Origin of the sequence: Fibrisoma montanum, from assembly GCF_003583365.1 — a bacterium.
Classification (GTDB): domain Bacteria; phylum Bacteroidota; class Bacteroidia; order Cytophagales; family Spirosomataceae; genus Fibrisoma; species Fibrisoma montanum.
On record NZ_QXED01000003.1, the window covers coordinates 245,028 to 264,741 of the forward strand.

A 19,714-nucleotide genomic window follows, 5' to 3' on the forward strand; every position below is an offset into this window, starting at 1 on the left:
ACGTCTACCTGGCGCTGATATTAATCGTCAGCGTACCGGTTGCCACACCGGCGGGGGTAGCCGATCCTTTCGGCCGTAGCTTAAAGCGGAGCACCTGCCGCCGGTAAAAACTCTCCACGGCGGGGCTGACCGTCTGCTGCACGGGCCGGGCCGTTACGATATTGCCGTCGCCGTCGACCTGCACCCGGTACACAATCTTTCCGTCTTCGTCGGAATCGTCGCGGCTCAGATTGTTATTCCCGAATACCCAGCCGGATACGTTCAGCGCCACCCCCGAACTGGCCCCACCGGGTTTACCGTAGTATTCTTTCGCATCCAGCTTACCGTCCGGATTGCCTTTATCGCCGACCCCACTGGCGTCGTCGCCGTTGTTATTGCCGCCCGTACCCGACGCCCGGCCGACGGTTCCATTGGAGCCACCGCCCCCCGACGACCGTTTATAAAGCGCATTCGGATCAACGGTTTCTACTTTTTTGACCGGTTCCGCACGGGGGGGCGCCGGGGTAGGTTTTGGGGCCGTAGCCTCGACTTTTTTCGGTTCGGCCTTTTCCGGCACACTCACCGGACTTTCGACCTTACTGGCGATGTCGGGTTTTTCGGCAATGGTTTTGCTCGTTTTGGCCTCTACCACCTTAGGCACCGGGGCCACCGGCGTCCGTTCGACCCGCGGGGTGGTCGTCACTTTGGGATTCGGCCGGTCCTCCGCTTTTTTTACGTCTTCGGCCCGGGGGGATGGGTTTGGCCGGTTGAGGGTCTGGATGCGGCCACTCCCAATGGCATCGGTACCGAAATTCACTTCCACAAACTGGATAGGTGGCGGCTGGGGCACGGAATTCGACAGGTGGACCAGCAGCAGAATGGCCAGCACCAGCAGGTTAATGGCCATAGCCCCCGCCAGCGCTTTCACCCGGACTTCTTTTTCGTTCTCGAACGTAATGCGGTTCATGCGGTCGTCGCTTGAGTTTTGTTAGTAACGCTGAATTTGACCGGTTCGTTTATCGACTACCGTATCGTTGACCGGTTCCTGTCGACAAAGAAACAAAAATTCCGGCAGGCGCCACGGGTACGGCCTGCAACGAGGGGAACAGTGAGCAGACATTTTGGTTATACTTGCGCCCACAATTCCTGTACACTGCCGTATGCCCATCCTTCAGCCCATCGTCAACCTCGCCGAACTGCTGTTTCAGAAAGGAATCACCGATGTGGTCGTTTCGCCGGGTTCGCGCTCGGCTCCCCTGACCCTCGCGGTGGCCCGCCACGGCCGGCTGCGCGTCCGGGTGATGGCCGACGAGCGGGCCGCCGGGTTCGTAGCCCTAGGCATGGCGCAGCAAAGCGGTCGGACCGTTGCCGTCATCTGCACATCGGGCAGCGCCGTGTACAACCTCGCCCCGGCGGTGGTGGAAGCCTTTTTTCAGGAAGTCCCGCTGTTGCTGCTCACCGCCGACCGACCCCACGAATGGCTGCACCAGCGCGACGGGCAGACCATCGACCAGCCTGGTCTGTACGGGACCCACGTCAAACGAAGCTATGATCTCCCCGCCGATAACACCCATGCGGATGCGCGCTGGGCCATTGACCGGTCGGTAAACGAAGCAGTAAACCTGAGCCAGCTTTTACCAAAGGGCCCGGTTCACATTAACGTACCCCTGCGCGAACCGTTTTATCCGGCTTCGGACGAGCCGTTTCGGTACGAACGCCCCCGGATTGTGGAGGTACTGCCGGCTTCTGCGCAACTGGCCGCCGAAACCTGGCACCAGCTGCAGGACGACTGGGAACGGGCCGACCGTAAACTGATTGCCGTAGGGCAGTTGCCCCGCGATCCGGCGCTGCTGACCATTCTGCGGCAGATCAGCGACGAATGGGGGGTTCCGGTCGTGGGTGAAATCATCAGTAACCTCCCCCGCAATGACTCGTTCATTACCCGAACCGATACATTTTTAGCCGGAATGTCCCCGGAGCAGGCCGAAGCGTTTCGGCCGGACCTGCTGCTGACCTTCGGCGGGTCCTTTCTGACCCGTTCCCTGAAAACCTTCTTCCGGCAGTACCCACCCCGGCAGCACTGGCACGTACAGCCGGGCGTCGACCGGGTCGTTGATCCGTTTCAGGCGCTGACCCGTCTGATTCCGGGGGAGCCCACGCCCTTTCTGCAAAAGCTATTCGCGGATCTGGACTACCAGCATTTTCTGCAGGGCGACGATGAAGAGGATTCACGGACGTTCCTGCATCATTGGCAGACCGCCGATCGGCAGGCCGCCCGACTCGTCCACCAGACCGTGTCGGATACGGACAGCCCGCTGACCGACTGGAGTGCGACGCAGCAGGTACTGGACCACCTCCCGACCAGCTCGGTGCTGCACCTGGCCAATAGCATGCCCGTACGATACGCTAACCTTTGCGGGATTGAAGAACGCCAGCAGATCGCGGTGGCGGCAAACCGGGGCGTTAGTGGGATCGACGGTTGTCTGAGCACGGCCATGGGAGCGGCTCTGGCCACCGATCAGCTGGTTACACTCCTGATCGGCGACGTAGCGTTTTTCTACGACCGAAACGCCTTCTGGTCGGCCCCGGTCCCGCCAAATTTACGCATTGTACTGCTCAACAACGACAGTGGGCATATTTTCCGGATGATCGACGGGCCGGGCCGCCAACCCGAGCTGGAAACGTACTTTGAAACTCCGCACGGCTACACCGCCCGGAACACGGCCGACGACGCCGGGCTTATGTATATGGTTTGCAGCACGAAGGCTGAACTGGCTTCCCGCCTGCCCGACTTCTTCCAACCGGGCGACCGGGCCAAACTGCTGGAGGTTACGACCGATAAACTGGCCAACCAGTCGGAGTTCGCCAACTATAAACAACGGCTGGCTTCCCTACTAGCTGAGTAATACGTAATCAAGTACACTTATTTCAAATCAAAGTGTGTTAACGCTTCGGCTTCTACTCGCTTTATCCATTCACTTTTGCACTGGCTATACGACTGCGAATCGTTGGCATGAAGTTGCTGACAGCGGGTTTTCTCCCGAAGGTAGGCTTGAGCTACATCTGGCCGGTCGAGCAAATAATCTCGAAACGCTACATGACGGTCAATCTCCGGTGAACCTATACTATAAAAATGCAGGTGAATCAATTTGCGCCCAGTAGCCGGATCGGCCTTCGTGCAGTATCGACGCCCCACTAGCCCATACTCTCCTCGCCACTGATAGCCAATCCCCTCCATCCTTGTTCTGTACCGATCAAACTCTTCCAGGCTTCTCACCACAGGTATCAAATCCAGGATTGGTTTGGCTGCTATTGTTGGGATTGCGGTCGATCCTATGTGATGGACAGTGATCAATTGATCCCCTAATACATTGGCTAATAAGCTACCTTCCTCTTTAGCCAGTAAGTTCCACCGAAAATTATGAGCTACTAATTCTACGTTGATTTGGTTACCCATAACAGCCAATAGGGTAGTTTTGCCGAAACGGAGATAATTCGTCATTTGACTTTTCTAACTAGTCGCATGTTTCGGGACAGGGGTAAGTTCATCAGCGCCTTTAGATCGAAAAGATCCGCCGGTTGGGTCGAGTCAGAGAAATCATATTCTCCGCCCAAGTTGATATGATGCCAGGTGTGTGTGGAAGACTTCAGAATCGTCCCCAGCAATTCATGCCGGTCGGCTTCGCTGATACATTGGCGTAGCTTTTCCGATAGATAAAGCAAATTATAGAAGTTGATGGCATTCATAATGACCATCTTGCAGCCGGCCGCAATCGTTCGTTCCCGTTCGGTGGCCCACCTAAACGCCTGATTGTTACCCAACGTGACGGCGCTGCTAAACTTGTTGCTGTGCTCGACGCGGGTTAGCATGCCTTCCACGCTGGCCCGCAGATCGGGATCATGCACGTAGCGCAGGATGTAGTCCGTTTTGTAGAGTCGGCCCAGGTCTTTCAGCGCCCGGTAGAGCGGGTGCTGACGAGCGTACGAGTTGAGCCGTTTCAACAGCGTCGAAGGCTGGGTGTAACCCAACCGCATCGTGGCCAGAAAACAGAGCAGATTGTCGCCCTGCTCGATGAGGTTTTCGTAATCAATGCGGGCGGTGGGCACAATGCGATACCCCTGCTCTTTGTAGGTTGAAACGGCGTCAATGCTGTAAAGTTGCTGGCGATGAATACTAGCAAAGCGGGGTCGAAACTCAACGCCCAGCAGACTCGTCAGGGCGAAGTTGACCTCCGAAAAGCCGTGCATATCCGTCGCGTGAGCGTCCGTTTGAATAACCGGATTATGCAGGATTACGTCCAGCACGTAGGGCGATTCGCGCTCGGCCGCATTAATAACGACCGTATAGATGAGCTGACCCGCTTCGTCTAACCCCGAATAGATGCTGATGCCTTCCCCGTTACCAAAGTATTTGAACGAAGCCGACGCCCGGAGCGACGGGGCCGACACGTCATACTTCTGCCCGTCGCTGCCGGTCATGATCAGGCCTTCCTGACGCCGGAACAAATCCGTCAGGGGCAGCGTGTTGCTGTGGGCCACGATGCAATCGCTGGCCTCTAAGATCATCTCGGGCGAAAAGTAGTGAGTAGCCACCGTTTCTAAGGCGTTGGACGAGATCGACCGCGAGATCAGCGCCATCTTTCGAATGCCGATGTTTTCACCGTAACCAATCAGGGCCGCCAGCAGCAGCCGCGTATCGGGACGACTGGGCTTGTGGAGAAAGTTCTGGTGCCGAAACTTGCCCAGAAAGCCCGTCAGACGATCAACCTGAAGCAGGACGTCCCGTAGGGCGATGACCCGGCTGACCGGATACAGCGGATGGCGTCGCGCACGGCCCAAAATAAAAGCACTTTGTAGAGCGAAACACGCAGTTTACCGCCTGCCGTGAAGACGTGCTGGCGCTCAGCCATATCCAAAAAGTCGACCGGTAAACCGGGTGAGCTTAGTTCACCCCCGCGTTCCTGGAAGTACAGCAGCGCTTTCAGCAGATGCGGGTGCGAGGTTTGGGCATCAAACGCCAGGGCCTGCACAATGCCCGACACGCGCAGTTGAAGCCGGTACGACGCTTTTTCCAGGGCTGCATAGTAGTCGGTTCGTTCGTGCACCGGCTGGTTAATCGCTTGTAGTTCAGCCACCCGTTGCTGGTCAGCCGCGAGCTGCTCGCTCGCCAGTCGTTTCTTGCCCAGCACCTGACGGATGTGTTCGATCTTCTGGTCACTGGTCCAATTTATTTTGTTCAGCGTCTGATCAATTTCCGTCAGGGCGTCGATGTGCACCTGGGACCGGCGACCAACCTGTCCCACCAAGCCCGCCGTTCCATGGCGACTTTGGAAGTACTGCTCTTTGAGTTGTTCCTGACAATCGTTCAACACGCCCGCCACGGCTTTCAGTAAGGTCAGAATCAGGGCATCGCCGACACTCAGGTACTGATGAATAATAAAGGCGATCAGCCGTAGGTAGCGCTCGTGGACCCGCCCGACCATTCGGGCGCTGCGGTTATCGAGGACGTACTGGGCGTAGTAGCGAATGGTGTCGTCAGCCAGTTCGAGTCGGCGAATCAAGGGCTGAAGCTGGGTGAACAAGGCTTGTAGGTGGCGAAACTGGGCAAGTCGCTCGGCAATCTGTTTAGGCTGCATGGACTGGTTAATGCGCTTCAACTCGGTCAGCGGATACCGATGACCGCCCCCGGCGCGTGGCGAAGCGGCCGAGTTATCCAGCAATTCATCTAACACCGCCTTCTCAACGGGTGTTAAATGCGCTTCGATGATCGCTTGCAAGTGAGCGTCCCAGGCTTGCAGGGCTCCCGTGACGACGTCGAACAGCGTGTTATAGACGGGCACCTCAACCCGCCGGGCGCGCAAAAAGTCCACCAGTGCGTCCAAGATCAGGGCAGGCCGGGTTTGCAGATGGGTGAGCCGACGGGCTTCCTCACCCAGCGCCGTTCGGTGCGTCTCCTCGAAGGCTTGGTAGCCTAAGTTCGTTAAAATAATGGCCCGGTGACGGTACAAGCTTCGGTTATGGGTGTAGTCTTCGAGTCGAATCTGGTCAACCGAAAGTTGCAAGGAGTGAGCTACCCACTCGACATCGACAGCCGGATACCGGTCGGGCACAAAAAAGCGGGTGACCACCCGGAAGTAACCCAGTTGAAGCAGGAATCCGACCTTGTTAGTTGGGGTATGTATTTGCCGAAGGTATTCTTCGGCCCACAGTGGCCAATCGGTCATGATTAGCCGCTCGGTGCTGCTAAGCTGCGGGGGCGTGTCAAAGCGAATTCGTTCCTCCGAGGAGAGAAAATCACGACGGGGCATGAGTGAAAAGCGATGAGTACAGGGATCAATAAGTTATACCTTTCTGAACCTGTCCCGAACTTGTCCGTTCGCTGGCGTACATCAACCAAAAATAGAGGTCAGAAAGTAGGGCCCAAAATAAATAGGGATTTATCTTTGTGACACTAACTTGTTGAGCTAATGAATAAGATTTTTGGCTACGCCCGGATCTCTACCTTCGATCAGAACTTAGATACCCAACTCGATGCCCTCAGTCGGGCGGGTTGTGATGAGATTATGGAAGATAAGATCACCGGTATCAGCATCAGCCGCCCAGCTTTAGACACCTTACTGGAAAAGTTAAGACCAGGTGATACGGTGATGGTCGCCCGATTCTTTCGGCTGGGACGGAGCCGGGATCATTTGATTAATCTGTTAGGCGAGTTTGCCCAGAAGGGTATCCACTTCAAGGCCTTAGATCTGGGCGTTGACAGCAGCACGCCATCGGGTAAACTCGTCTTGCAAATTTTTGCCGCTCTGGCCGAGTATGACCGAGAAAGCCTACTGGAGAAGACACGAGCAGGTCAACTGTTGGCGAAGGCAAAGGGTAAACACATTGGCCGCCCGGCTGGGCTGGATGCCGAGAAATTTGCCAAGGTCAAGAAAGCGTTGGAACGGGGCTTATCAATGGCGGAAACCGTGAGTCTAACCGGAATCAGTATGTCGAGTGTGAAGCGGTACCGAAAGCGGATCGCTGCTGCGACAGATTGAAAAAGCCTTTCTCCATTGCTTTGTTCTCCAAGTTGTTAAACAACCATCTCTTCAAAAGAGGGTATTTTGAGGATACAATAAATGTTGCATGATCAGTGACCGGGTAGCGACTTTCGTACTGTGCTTGCCAAAGCGCGAAAGTCACTACCCGATTATAACAGTTACTTGACGGCAAGTAATTCAAGCTGTTCGATCAAAGGGGGCACACTCAGTAGCCCATCAGCATTGGCCAGCAACGCCTTCGCAATCTCCCCGTTCAGGTGAGCTTGCCGGTCGTCTTCGGTGGCAAATGTGTCGAAAATACCAAACGTATTCTCATTGATCTTGAAGGCATACCAACGAAGGGTGCCCTCTTCCTGTTGAGCCATGGCCAGCGCTTCTTTCAGAAAATTCTCGACAGTAGCTTCTTGGCCAGGTTTTGCTTGAACACGAGCTAGTAATGACAGTTTTTCCATGATATATGAGTGTAAAAGTTTGTAATACGTAGTAGTTAACAAGCGTGCACTTTGGTCACATGTTTTGTCATGCATTCAATACATGTGATACAGTAAATAGACTTATTGTTATGTTGATTGGGGGAGACTTAGCTCGGGTTTCAGGATGTTCGCCAGGAAAGGAGCCGTGCGGCTTGCCTGACACGCGGTGATTTCGGCGGGTGTGCCTGCCGCAACGATCGTGCCGCCGTGATTCCCGGCTCCGGGTCCCACGTCGATAACCCAATCACACTGGGCGACCGTACGCATATCATGCTCGACGACGATTACGGTGTTGCCTGCATCAACCAGGCGGTTCAACTGAACCAAAAGACGGTCGACATCACGCGGATGCAGACCAGTGGTCGGCTCGTCTAACACGTAGAGGGTGGTGCCTCGTTGGGTACGTTGCAGTTCGGTGGAGAGCTTAATGCGCTGGGCCTCTCCGCCGGAAAGCTCAGTCGCGCTTTGCCCGAGTTTAAGATAACCCAGGCCAATGTCCCGTAGCGTGTCCAGAGACCGCAACACCAACGCTTCCTGAGCAAAGAACAGGCAGGCTTCGTCGACCGTCATGCCCAGCACATCCGCGATGGATTTGCCGTTCCAGTTAATCTCCAGCGTCTTTTCGTTATAGCGAGTGCCGTGACAGGTCGGACAGGGGGCATACACGCTGGGCATGAACAGCAGCTCGATGCTGACCTGGCCTTCTCCCTCACAGGTGGGGCACCGCCCTTTGGCGACGTTGAAGGAAAAACGCCCGGCATCGAAGTGTCTCCGACGGGCCTCCGGCGTTGCAGCGAAGAGTTTTCGGACTTGATCAAAAAGCCCGGTATAGGTGGCCAGGTTGGAGCGTGGGGTTCGTCCGATTGGTTTTTGATCCACCTCAATCAGTCGCTGTATGGCATTGACATCGCCCCCCAATCGACCGATGGTTTTTTCAGCAGAGGGCTTCTCCAGCGTATCTTCCTCAGCCTCTTCCCGTCTCATGCCCAGGTGCTCGGCCACCAGATCCAGCAGAGACTGGCTAACCAGGCTGGATTTACCCGACCCCGAGACACCGGTCACGGCGGTAAAGCAACCCAGCGGAAACGAAACAGTCACACCCTGGAGATTATTTCGTCGGACTCCTTCCAGACGTAGCCAGCCTTGAGGGGAACGGTTGGGGGACGCCAGCCGGGCTGTTTCCTCAAACAGGTAGGGCCGGGTGCGAGACTCGCTGACCTGCCTGAGGCCTTGTGGTTCGCCACTGTAGAGAATGCGCCCTCCCGCACTGCCCGCTTCAGGGCCAACATCAACCAGCCAATCGGCACGACGCATCATCTCAACGTCGTGTTCGACCACAAAAAGCGAGTTACCCGACGCTTTGAGCCTGTCCAGTGCGTCGAAGAGCGCGTGGCCATCGGCCGGATGCAGCCCGGCTGTCGGCTCGTCGAGCACATAGATGACCCCAAAGAGCTGGGAGGAGAGTTGAGTGGCCAGCCGCAGCCGCTGCAACTCACCGGATGAGCAGGTGGGCGTACTACGGTCAAGCGACAGGTAACCCAGGCCCAGCTCGATGAGCGTTGTCAGGCGATCCAGCAGATCACCGCACAGGCGCTGGGCAGCGATGCGCTTTTCAGGCGAGAGATCATCCGTACGGCGTACATCAGGGGCGCCCTTGTGCGCTGAGCCACCTGCCTGCACGCGCTTACCCAGCGCGGCTTTTGCCGCCTGGCGACTCACCAGCGACGTGGACGGATTCATGTCGGCGTCAAACTTGCCATTCGCGGTCGGCCTGATAATGTTTGCCAGTTGGTCCAGGGAGAGGTGCGAGAGATCGGCGATGTCGTAGCCGGCGAAGGTAACCGAAAGTGCTTCGGGCTTTAAGCGCTTGCCGTGGCATACCGGGCAGGGGCTACTAATCATAAACTGCAACACGCGTTTGCGCATGGCTGCACTTTCCGTATTGGCAAGGGTGTGCTCGAGGTTTCGCTTAGCGCTGCTGAAGGTTCCCTGATAGCTTGGTTCCATCTTCAGTCGCTGCGCCTGACGCGTTTCGGCTGGGGTGAGGCCCGCATAGACAGGAACCGTCGGCTGCTCGTCCGTAAAGAGAATCCACTGTCGGTCTTTTTGGGGCAAGTCTTTCCAGGGTGTGTCGATGTCATAGCCCAGGGAGACCAAAATGTCGCGCAGGTTCTGACCGCCCCAGGCCGTGGGCCAGGCGGCAATGGCCCGCTGGCGGATGGTCAGCGACGGATCCGGAACCATCGACTCTTCGGTCATGGTATGTACGCGGCCCATGCCCTGGCAGCGGGGACAAGCCCCTTGCGGGGTATTGAAGGAAAAATCCTCGGCATAGAGCATCGTCTGGCGGGCGGGGTAGGTACCCACGCGCGAGTAAAGCATGCGCACCAGGCTCGAAAGGGTCGTCAGACTACCTACCGTCGAGCGGGCATTGGGCGTGCCGCGTTGCTGCTGAAGGGCGACGGCGGGCGGCAGGCCGTCAATGGCGTCGACATCCGGCACGCCGACCTGATCGATCAGCCGTCTGGCATAGGGGGAAACCGATTCAAGATACCGTCGCTGTGCTTCGGCATAGAGGGTGCCAAAGGCTAGGGACGACTTGCCCGAGCCGGAAACCCCGCTGAAAACCACCAGCTGATTTCGTGGTATGGAGATGTCGATATTTTTGAGGTTGTGCTCACGAGCGCCCCACACGCGGACAAATCCGGATGCTGCTTTGTCGTCCTGGTCGTTGGCGTTTGTTCGTCGAGCCATAAAGGGATACCGAATGTGATTGGTTTTTTGGCAACCTGCCTTAAAAAGCCCTAACGGATCCCCGTCTTTTTCAATTGTAGTATGTATTGAATGCTGGGCAACACGTTAACAGACTCTCTTACACACGCAGAAAAGTCTACTGGTTATATATCAAATTCATGGACACTCCTTCGTCTCCCTAAAAACGGTAAACAGCTTCATTGGTTTAGACGCGACGGCTGGTCAGGCGGATGGAAACCCGCCGTCTTGACGCGCTATCGCGGGCTTACTCCCGCCTGACCAGCCGTCTAATCCCTTATTGTGGCGCAAAAACAACCCGCATCGTTTCTTTTTTATTGAACAGATCGTAGCCTTTCATGCCCTCATCGAGCGACATTTTGTGGGTGAGCATAAACCTTGAGTTAAGCTCTCCTTTTTGCAGATGCTCCAGCAGCCGGGGAATGTAGCGCTGCCCGTGTTGCTGGCCCATTCGGAAGGTCAGGGCTTTGTTCATGGCCGCACCCATCGGAATGCTGTCGACTAAGCCGCCATACACGCCGATAATCGAAACTGTGCCGCCTTTCCGACAAGCCAAGATGGCTTCCCGCAGCACAATTGGCCGATCAGATTCCAGCCGGACAAACTGCTTGGCTTTATCGTAATAATAATCCAGCCCTTCGCTGACCGATTCCATGCCCACACAGTCGATGCAACGGTCGGGACCACGCCCGCCGGTCATCTCCCGCAACGCTTCCTGAATATCAACTTTCGAGAAATCAAGTACCTCCGCGCCACTGATGTCTTTGGCCATGCGCAGTCGTTCGGGTTCCCGGTCGATGGCAATCACGCGGGACGCGCCCAGCAAAAAAGCACTTTGAATCGCCATTTGACCCACTCCTCCGCATCCCCAGATCGCCACCACGTTACCCGGCTGGATGTCGGCCAGATCCGCAGCCATAAAGCCCGTTGGCATCGCATCGGAAGCAAAAACGGCCGCTTCGTCGGGTAACCCTTCGGGAATGACAAAGCACCCCCGGTCGGCATATGGTACGCGAATGTAATCGGCGTGGGAGCCGGCATAACCGCCGAAGGCGTGTGAGTACCCGAAAATCCCGGCTGGCGAATCCCCGTAGACTTTTTCTGGTATCCACGCGTGTGGATTAGAGTTGTCGCAGAGCGACCATTGAGTACTCTGGCAATATTGACACTCGCCACAGCCCAGAATCGAACACACCACGACCCGGTCGCCTTTCTTGATGGTCTTCACCTCGGAGCCTATTTCGATCACTTCGCCCATGAACTCATGGCCAATGATGTCGCCTTCGCGCATCGTTGGCACGTAGCCATTGAGCAGGTGTAGATCGGAGCCGCAAACCGATGAGAGAATAACCCGCAGAATCGCATCTTTGGGGTTGATGATAGTTGGGTCGGGAACCCGCTCTGTGCGCAGGTCGCCAACACCGTTATAACATAGCGCTTTCATGTTTTTCGTCTATTTTGGCGTATTCAGATACTGGTTTTTTATCGGATTGTTGCTCAGGTTTCCGACCGGACGGCTGCCCCTCGATGGTCGTGATTTCGCCAGTTTCCAGTAATTGCTTGAACCGGCGCAGGTCCTGTTTGATCATCTCCTCAAAAGCCGGGTTGAACAGTTTCATGATCGCACCACCCAGTTGCCCGGCTGGTGGACGATACTTGATAACGGCGTGAACTTCCGTACCCTGACCATTGGGCGCATCCACAAACCGGACTTCCCCTGCGTTGTCAATCCGGGCATCGGCGAGGGATTTCCAGACCAATCGCTCGTTATCTACCTCCTCCAGAATCTCGGCATCCCACTCCACCGTTCCCAGTGTTTTAGCGAGGAGACCATCCGATAGCTTCGCTACCCAATGCGACCGTTTGTTGTCGAGTTGCCGCACCTCGCTCAGATGAAACATAAATTGGGGCAGGTTCTCCAATTGCCGCCAGTAGGCGTATACGGCTTCGCGGGGTTTATTAATTGTCAGGCTTTTGGTAATCTCAATCGAATCCACTACCTGATTTGGAACCGTTGGCTCGGCCGTGTTTCGCCCCAGCGCCTGGTTCATGGGGCAATACCCCGACGCCCCCCGGTAGACCATAAATCCGCCCAGAGTAGCTAGTAAGAGCCCGCTAAACGAGCCCCGTCGAAGGCCATAGGTGGCCAGCAACGCTCCGCCAGCCACCGACCCGATTCGCTCGGTATCGCCCACATTAATTCGACTTGACCCGCTGGCGTCCGGTTCAATCGGTCCCATGCCCAGTACACGCGACACGGGCTGCTTTTTGTTTGCCATAGTTTGAGGGAGATATAAGGTTTGTTAAGCAGGCAACTTCATTCGGTAAATGGCATAGGGTGTGGTTCGTTTGTTTTCGCCTTCGTTGTAATCGGGTTGCTTGTTGATCTGGGAGCAACTGATGTACAAATAGTCATCCGTCGACATGGAATAGCTATCGGGCCAGATCAGCCTTTCATCGGTCACGACATCTTCCAGCTGGTGCGCAGACGTTAGTCGGACCAGTTTGTAGTTCTGGTAATCGCCCAGGTAGAGGTTGCCATTTTTGTCAAAAATCATCCCGTCCGTAACCACAAACCTGCCCAAATCTTCCACCGCAGCCTCCCGTTGCTCTTCCGGCAAGGCTTCGTTCCGCAAGAATTCCGTTCGGATTCGGTAGAGTTTAGTATCGGTGAGGGGTTTGTAATACAGCCACTCACCATCCGGGGTTAAGGCAATGCCATCGGATTGGAGGTGTACCGGCTTACCCTGCTTTTTAAATTCCTTCCCGTCTACGATCAGGGTAAAGGAAGGGTCGTGTTTCACCGATGGATGATGGCGCAATACCTGCCGGCTGGTTCCTGTTTCCAAATTAACCACCACGATTCCCCCTTCATTAGAATTAGTTAAATACGCTACCTGTCGCTGGGTATCGACCCGCACATCGTTGATATAGCTCTTATTGTCTAGTACGCCCTCAAACCGGTACACGTCTTCTATGCTATCAGTGGCCAAGTTAAATTTTACAAGCTTAAAACTATTGTCATAAACTTGCTCCATGTTCGGGCAGGCCGGGTCTACCACCCACAGGTAGTTCTCCGCATCCACATACACGGCCTGCACACACACCCATTTGTTTTTTCCGTTGTCCCCTTCCTGCCAGCTGTTCCACTCTTCGTTGGGATAAGGTTTCACCCCGTTATTGGGTAAAATTTCGACAACGCCGTACTGGTGTGGTCCGGGCCATAACGGATAACAGGTAAACAAACGACCGTCTTTTGCTATAGCCACACCGGTTAATTGGTAGGTATCGTCTGAAAACACTTCTTCAAGTTGCTTGTTGCGTATATTCATGATCGGTAACTTTAAATGCGTTGCGAATAAATACGGCTCCTATCCCTGCGTGTTCTTACTTACTTTTTGCCTTTTTCTCACTGGCCCGTGGCAAGGCAAAATAGATATATAACAGCAAAACAGGCACAATACTGAATGGTACGCTCCACAAACAAATGAGTAAAGCAACCAGGTGCAGCGCAGGGGCAATGGCATATTCCTTTGTTAGCAGACGAATGAGTCTTCTATCGGTACCTTCTTCTAAGAGTTCGGGCTTTTTAATGGCGTACCACCAGGTACAGTTATAAAAAAATGTCATCAACACCAATGTCGCATGATAGATCAAGGCTGCCATTCGCTCGTCTGGTTTGCCGACATGCCGTGCCAACAAGCCGGTGGTAAACGACTGAAGCGTCACAAAAATCAAAAACAAAATATTCAGGATGAGCAGGTACTGATCCGTCTGCCTTATGTATTTAAACATGTTGTGATGGTTGGACCAGGCAATGCATATAAACAGGAAAGATGCTGCGAAGGCAGCGTATGAAGGCCATTCCCTGGCAATGGCTTGCAGCAAGCCTGTCTCCGTTTCGGGTTTCGGCAGTTCAGTGGCCAGGAGTGTTGCCGCAATAGCTAAAACAGCATCACTGAAATATTCAAGACGGTCGGTTGGCCGATGATTATACATAAGACGGGTTTAAAATCCACTTTCCTTTGGCATAAAAGGCATCAAAAATGGATCAACCCAAACGTTGTTGAGTTACTACCAACGTTCGGGTTGATACAATCCAGGCTACTCTCTTTCTATAAACTACTTACGCTTGTTTTTCCTTTTCAGCAGCATGATGCCGGCCGTGATCAGCAGGGCCGTCGTCGCTGCCTGTCGGACAAAAGCAGGGCGGTTGTGCTTCCATTCAGCCCGCCATCCCCTTTCTATCCAGGGATTAGGCAGAATGCCGTGAGCTAAGTCATCGATCTTTCCCTCAATGACGTTTATCCGGTCTGCCAGGATGAGCCCCATCCAGTGCGTAGCTGTAGCTTCACTATACTTAAAGGCAAAGCGACGCACAGCCCCACTTAGGCCCGACGGCGGTGAGGAGGTGCCAAAGACCCGGGTAACACTGGGTCGCTCTATCGAATGAAGGACCTCTATGTCGAGGGGCTGCTGGGGTGCCTTTTCGTAATCCAGCCGCTCGTGGTCCGCACCGTTCCAATGCTTCATCGGATACGTGGGATCGTTATCCGGATCGGCATCCATGCCCCAGCCGGGTATGTCTTTGATGCGGTCATCTAGGTTTCGATCCGCAATCGCCCGGTCCTGGAATTCGACTATTGTGTCTTCTAATACGTTTTGCATAACCAAGGTTTTATGCCGCATTGGCGCGTGGAGGAATTAATAATGGTTTGACGATGTGGTCCATCTTACCGGAAAACATGCGGTAAGCATCCGACACTTCTTCCAGCGGCATCCGGTGCGTAATGATTTCTTTTGGATTGATTCGGCCGCTCATGATGTGATCGATCAGCTTGGGCAGTAGCCGTTTCACCGAGGCCTGGTTGGCCCGTACGGTAATCCCTTTGTTCATGAGACTGCCGATGGGAGCCAGGTTCCACGGAGGACCGTATACGCCAATGATGGAAACAATGCCGCCTTTTTTTACGGAGTTAATCGCCCAGTGCAGGGCGGTGGCATCGCCAGCCTGCAGCATCAAGGCTTTACCGGTAATGGATTGCAACGCATCGCCGGTACCATCGCAGCCCACCGCATCAATACACACGTCAGCGCCAAAGTAATCGGTGGCTTTTTTTAAGAACAACACCGGGTCTTTCATTTCACGGAAGTTGTAAGCCTCGGCAAAAGAGAACTTGCGGGCAAACTCCAGGCGGTAGTCTACATGGTCAATAACAATGACGCGTCCGGCACCAAAAAACCAGGCAAAGCGGGCCGCCATCAGCCCGATCGGGCCGGCACCAAACACCACCACGGTATCGCCTTTTTGAATGCCGCCCTGCTCGGCAGCCTGATAGCCCGTGGGCACTACGTCGGTCAGCAGAACGGCGTTTTCCAGGTCCATGCCTTTGGGGATTATAGTGGGGCTAACATCGGCATACGGTACCCGAACGTATTCGGCTTGTCCGCCATCATAGCCTCCGCCGGTGTGGGCATAGCCAAAGAAGCCGCCGACGGCGGTGGCTTCCGGATTGGACTCATGGCAGTTGCCATAGAGTTCCTGCTTGCAGTGCGGGCAGGTGCCGCAGGCAACATTAAAGGGCACCAGCACATGGTCGCCCACTTTCAGTTTTTGCACTCCTGAGCCTACCGCTTCCACTACGCCGGTAAACTCATGGCCAAAGGTCATGCCCACCCGTGTATCGGGCACTCGGCCGTGATACAGGTGCAGGTCTGAGCCGCAAATCAGGGATCGGGTAACCCGGACAATCGCATCATAAGGATGCTTGATCTCCGGTTCGGGCTTGTTACGGTCTACCCTGATTTGACGGGGCCCGCGAAAATTCATTGCTATCATAGCTACCTGTCGATAAACATGATTAAACTGATATACTGAAGACGTCAAGCTGTCATGCCGCCTTGAGGCCAGCCTAAGCGCTTGCCAGAACGCCCAAACGAGTTCATTAGCGACAATGTCAGATTGAGATAGATACCTACTTGAGCCGTAGGTGAAGAAGGCGCAAAATCAACTGGTTCTTCCATGATAAGTACCCCCACTTATCGAAAGAAGCGTTTAGGTTCCCAGAAAGGAATGTCGCGTGGACCGGGCAAGCCCCTCAACACGATCTGTATCGTTTTTCCCTTCAGACTGAGCAACAACAGCCTATCGTATGCCTGGTTAACAGATCTGCAGTATCTGTTGAGAACAAGCCTATTCACCTTGTTGCCATACAGTGGAGTGGTTACCCTGCTGTAGGCCGCGCGTTGTTGTTCTGATGGCGGTATCCATCAGTATCGTCTGGTCCGTATAGGCGGCTCTTTTTGGCAATTCACGTGTTGTGAGATTCACTCGCCCCTGTCAAGCCGCAGACTAGGCAGAGAACTATTTTTGTTTAATAATGTTTAATAAAAAGGTTAAAGGCAAACTAAAAAAGTGAGGATTCGACCGAAGCTAAAAAAATGGACCGTTTCCCAGTGCGCCTGGCTTATCAGCAGGGAGCTAGCTTTTATATCGTTAAGTTTTAGAACCTTACCCGTTGGTTGCGGTTCACCTGAACTTCTTCATGCTGTTGCTGCAATTGGCGCTAGAGCCTATTAAGCATGAATAGAACTTTGTTGGTAAGCTGTTGAGGCTTAGGCGATTGACGCTTTTAGGCCGGATGGGTCTTAAAAGCGGTTTGCGAGTTGGCCTAGGGGAGCCGACGCTGAATGGGCAGGGGCTAGCTTGGTTAAGTAGGGAATATCTCTACATCCATCCGGCAGGAGCGGTTCGTCCAAAGGAATTGACCCCAACTGGGCAACCGAACAGAAGCAACGGATACGTAAAACCGTTATTCGTTTGGTTGGATAACGCGAGTTGAGGCTTATTGTTTAAAAGAGAGGATTTCTTCATCTACGGTTCCTATTCGTTTCAGGCTCTCACCGCCCCGCCAGGCAGTCTAATGAAATCCCCATTTTGCGAAACGGTTGCATAGCTTTAACTGTTACGGTCAGTTAAAGCTATGCTGAGTCTCAAATAATCATCTCCTGAAACTAAACCTCATTTTCAATAACAGGTCTGAGTTTGTGAGACTGTTTTCTCCCAAACGACGAATTATCTCCGTTTCGGCAAAACTACCCCAATACCTGGTTTAACGTATGCACAAAAGTCGTATACATTAGCGACTATAACTATAGTTATAGTCGCTAATGTATACGACCCTACTCAACACCCTTTACGCGCATCGGCAGGGTATACACCGACTCGGATGCGGTGATGAACAGGGTCCGCCGATCCATTCCGCCGAAGCAGAGATTGCCTACCCAGCGCGACGGTACGGGGATGGTGCCCAGTTTTTTGCCCGTGGGGTCATATACCGTTACCCCCCGCCCCGTCAGGTAGAGATTTCCCTCTGCATCGAGGGCCATGCCGTCGGACCCCTGTTCAACAAAAAGCTGGCGGTTGGCCAGGCTGCCATCCGGATTGATCTGGTATTTATAGGTTTTATTGGCCCGGATGTCCGCTACGTACAGAAACTTCCCGTCGGGAGTACCCACGATTCCGTTCGGCTGCTGCAAGGTACTGTCAACCACCACCGGCTGTTTCGTGCCTTTGGGTAGGTAGTACACGCTCTGCTTTTTCAGATCCGGCTCCTTACGCGTCCAGTAGTTCCGCTGGTAGTACGGATCGGTGAAGAAAATCCCACCCTTCGGTTCCAGCCAGAGGTCATTCGGGCCGTTCAGCCGCTTACCCTGGTAATCGGTCAGCAGTACGGTTACTGATTTATTGGCGGGGTTAATGGACCAGAGTTCATTTTTGTCGTCGGCGCAGGCGATGATGTTGCCCTGCTTATCCATGTACAGCCCATTGGACCGGCCGGTTTTGTCCATGAACAGCGACAGAGTCCCGCTGGCGTCGTACTTCCAGATTTTGTCGTTAGGCTGATCGGTGAAGTACACATTGCCCGCCCGATCGACGGTGGGGCCTTCGGTAAAGGTAAACTGGTTGGAGACCTGGGTAAGGGTCGCCCCGGGGGCCACCACCCGGACAGAGTCAACCCGTCCGGCTGGGGCCGGCTGCTGCGCTGCGGCCACTGACAGGAAAGATACGCAAATAGCTGCCGTGTGAAGGGCAGTTCGGTAATACGTGTGCATGACAAGAAAAGCTGTTTGGCAGGAAAGCTACGAAGGTTTGACAAATACTGGTTCGTTTGGTCTTTCTGACCGACGGCAAATTAGAATTTGTGCCCCCTCCCCTTTTAGTCCAGTAGCCGGTTTGGTACCGGCACCACTTCCCTTACTAGTCTATGCACTACGGCAGCCTGCTTTTTCTCATCAGTTTTCTTTACAGTACGGTTGGTATGGCCCAGCGTATCCAGCGTGAGGTATTCGGCACCTTTCCCGACGGACGGGAAGCCCACCTGTTTACCCTTCGGAATGCCGCGGGCATGGAGGTGAAGCTTACAAACTATGGCGGCTATATCGTTGCCTGCACGGCCCCCGACCGTAGCGGCCAATTCGACAATGTCGTGCTGGGGCTGCCGACCTTTGCCGATTACCTGAAAGGAACGCCCTCGCTGGGTCCGATCATCGGTCGGTTCGGTAACCGCATCGCCAATGCCCGGTTCACCCTCGACGGCCAGGCATATACCCTGGCCACCAACAACGGCAAGAATCACATCCACGGCGGTCCGAAAGGCTTTGACAAGAAATTGTGGGACGCCACTCCCGTCGACGGGGCGGAACCGGCGCTGCGACTTCAGTACACCTCACCCGATGGCGAGGAAGGCTATCCCGGTACGCTGGCCGTAACGGTTACGTACACGCTGCAGAAAGACAACGCCCTTCGCATCGACTACCAGGCGACGACGGACAAACCGACCGTACTGAACCTGACCAACCACGCGTACTTCAACCTGAGCGGCATGAAGCAGGACGTACTGAACCACGAGCTGATGATTGCGGCCGACCGGTTTCTGCCGACCGATCCGGGACAAATCCCAACCGGGGAACTGCGGTCGGTCGCTGGTACGCCGTTTGACTTCCGCAAACCCACGGCCATTGGCGCGCGCATCAACGATACCTCGGAGGAGCAGATTCGGCTGGGCCACGGCTATGACCACTGCTGGGTCTTTGCCGACCCGTCGACGAAGCTAAAGCTCGGCGCTACCGTCTACGAACCCACCACCGGTCGGCGGATGGAGATGTTTACGACGGAACCGGCCGTGCAGCTCTATACGGCTAACCACCTCAACGGGAAGCTGCAGGGCAAAGAAGGGGTGCCTTACGTCCGGCGGTTCGGGCTATGTCTGGAAACCCAGCATTTTCCGGATTCGCCCAACCAGCCCAGCTTCCCCTCGACAGTTCTGCGGCCGGGTCAAACGTACCGCTCCACAACGTTGTACAGGTTTTCGGCGAAGTAGCGTCCAGCGAGTCGTCGCCCTTTACAAAAACGCCCCGCCAAGTTCCTACACTGGCGGGGCGTTTTTG

Annotated in this window: 16 protein-coding genes; 3 read left to right on the forward strand and 13 right to left on the reverse strand. The window is 54.7% G+C overall.

The features are described from left to right. Nucleotides 1-4: 4 nt before the first annotated feature. Nucleotides 5-946 carry a hypothetical protein gene (locus tag DYU11_RS10920; RefSeq protein WP_119667716.1) on the reverse strand — a complete coding sequence of 314 codons (942 nt, stop codon included), beginning with the start codon at nucleotides 944-946 and terminating at the stop codon, nucleotides 5-7. A 193-nt stretch (nucleotides 947-1,139) separates the two neighbouring features. Between DYU11_RS10920 and menD the strand changes: the two genes are divergently transcribed. Beyond that, on the forward strand, nucleotides 1,140-2,885 hold the full coding sequence (gene menD, locus DYU11_RS10925) for a 2-succinyl-5-enolpyruvyl-6-hydroxy-3-cyclohexene-1-carboxylic-acid synthase (protein WP_119667717.1): 1,746 nt from the start codon (nucleotides 1,140-1,142) through the stop codon (nucleotides 2,883-2,885). Between the two features lie 17 nt (nucleotides 2,886-2,902). Here the strand turns inward: menD and DYU11_RS10930 are convergent, their stop codons facing one another. From DYU11_RS10930 to DYU11_RS33625, 3 genes are read right to left on the reverse strand one after another with little or no spacing between them, the layout of a single operon-like run. Beyond that, entirely contained in the window at nucleotides 2,903-3,481 is a 579-nt protein-coding gene (locus DYU11_RS10930) for a GrpB family protein (protein WP_199736708.1), read from the reverse strand. Then, complete coding sequence (locus DYU11_RS33620; protein WP_229365765.1) at nucleotides 3,478-4,818, reverse strand: Tn3 family transposase; 1,341 nt, start codon at nucleotides 4,816-4,818, stop codon at nucleotides 3,478-3,480. The genes DYU11_RS10930 and DYU11_RS33620 overlap by 4 nt, the downstream gene beginning before the upstream one ends. Then, nucleotides 4,734-6,287 (reverse strand): DUF4158 domain-containing protein, encoded by a 1,554-nt coding sequence (locus DYU11_RS33625; RefSeq protein WP_229365766.1) that lies wholly within the window; start codon nucleotides 6,285-6,287, stop codon nucleotides 4,734-4,736. The genes DYU11_RS33620 and DYU11_RS33625 overlap by 85 nt, the downstream gene beginning before the upstream one ends. A 159-nt stretch (nucleotides 6,288-6,446) precedes the next feature. Between DYU11_RS33625 and DYU11_RS10940 the strand changes: the two genes are divergently transcribed. Then, nucleotides 6,447-7,016 carry a recombinase family protein gene (locus tag DYU11_RS10940; protein WP_119667718.1) on the forward strand — a complete coding sequence of 190 codons (570 nt, stop codon included), beginning with the start codon at nucleotides 6,447-6,449 and terminating at the stop codon, nucleotides 7,014-7,016. A gap of 161 nt (nucleotides 7,017-7,177) precedes the next feature. Here the strand turns inward: DYU11_RS10940 and DYU11_RS10945 are convergent, their stop codons facing one another. From DYU11_RS10945 to DYU11_RS10985, 9 genes are all read right to left on the reverse strand, one after another. Further along, nucleotides 7,178-7,471: a putative quinol monooxygenase gene (locus tag DYU11_RS10945; protein ID WP_119667719.1), complete on the reverse strand. Its 294-nt coding sequence runs from the start codon at nucleotides 7,469-7,471 to the stop codon at nucleotides 7,178-7,180. A gap of 108 nt (nucleotides 7,472-7,579) precedes the next feature. After that, nucleotides 7,580-10,246, reverse strand: coding sequence for an excinuclease ABC subunit UvrA (locus tag DYU11_RS10950; protein ID WP_119667720.1), 2,667 nt, complete (start codon nucleotides 10,244-10,246; stop codon nucleotides 7,580-7,582). Between the two features lie 295 nt (nucleotides 10,247-10,541). Then, nucleotides 10,542-11,708, reverse strand: coding sequence for a zinc-dependent alcohol dehydrogenase (locus tag DYU11_RS10955; protein WP_119667721.1), 1,167 nt, complete (start codon nucleotides 11,706-11,708; stop codon nucleotides 10,542-10,544). Further along, on the reverse strand, nucleotides 11,689-12,543 hold the full coding sequence (locus DYU11_RS10960; RefSeq protein WP_119667722.1) for an SRPBCC family protein: 855 nt from the start codon (nucleotides 12,541-12,543) through the stop codon (nucleotides 11,689-11,691). The genes DYU11_RS10955 and DYU11_RS10960 overlap by 20 nt, the downstream gene beginning before the upstream one ends. A 24-nt stretch (nucleotides 12,544-12,567) precedes the next feature. Further along, nucleotides 12,568-13,596, reverse strand: a complete 1,029-nt coding sequence (locus DYU11_RS10965; RefSeq protein WP_119667723.1) for an L-dopachrome tautomerase-related protein — start codon at nucleotides 13,594-13,596, stop codon at nucleotides 12,568-12,570. 55 nt (nucleotides 13,597-13,651) lie between these two features. Continuing rightward, the gene (locus DYU11_RS10970) at nucleotides 13,652-14,263 is read right to left on the reverse strand and encodes a TMEM175 family protein (RefSeq protein WP_119667724.1); all 612 of its coding nucleotides are present in this window, start codon (nucleotides 14,261-14,263) and stop codon (nucleotides 13,652-13,654) included. Nucleotides 14,264-14,386: 123 nt separating this feature from the next. Next, nucleotides 14,387-14,932 (reverse strand): hypothetical protein, encoded by a 546-nt coding sequence (locus tag DYU11_RS10975; protein WP_119668297.1) that lies wholly within the window; start codon nucleotides 14,930-14,932, stop codon nucleotides 14,387-14,389. 10 nt (nucleotides 14,933-14,942) lie between these two features. Next, nucleotides 14,943-16,103 carry a zinc-dependent alcohol dehydrogenase gene (locus DYU11_RS10980; protein WP_119667725.1) on the reverse strand — a complete coding sequence of 387 codons (1,161 nt, stop codon included), beginning with the start codon at nucleotides 16,101-16,103 and terminating at the stop codon, nucleotides 14,943-14,945. A gap of 1,343 nt (nucleotides 16,104-17,446) precedes the next feature. Next, a complete protein-coding gene (locus DYU11_RS10985; RefSeq protein WP_119667726.1) occupies nucleotides 17,447-18,379 on the reverse strand; it encodes an SMP-30/gluconolactonase/LRE family protein in 933 nt (310 codons plus the stop codon). Between the two features lie 206 nt (nucleotides 18,380-18,585). Between DYU11_RS10985 and DYU11_RS10990 the strand changes: the two genes are divergently transcribed. After that, a complete protein-coding gene (locus DYU11_RS10990; protein ID WP_229365821.1) occupies nucleotides 18,586-19,647 on the forward strand; it encodes an aldose epimerase family protein in 1,062 nt (353 codons plus the stop codon). Nucleotides 19,648-19,714: the final 67 nt, after the last annotated feature.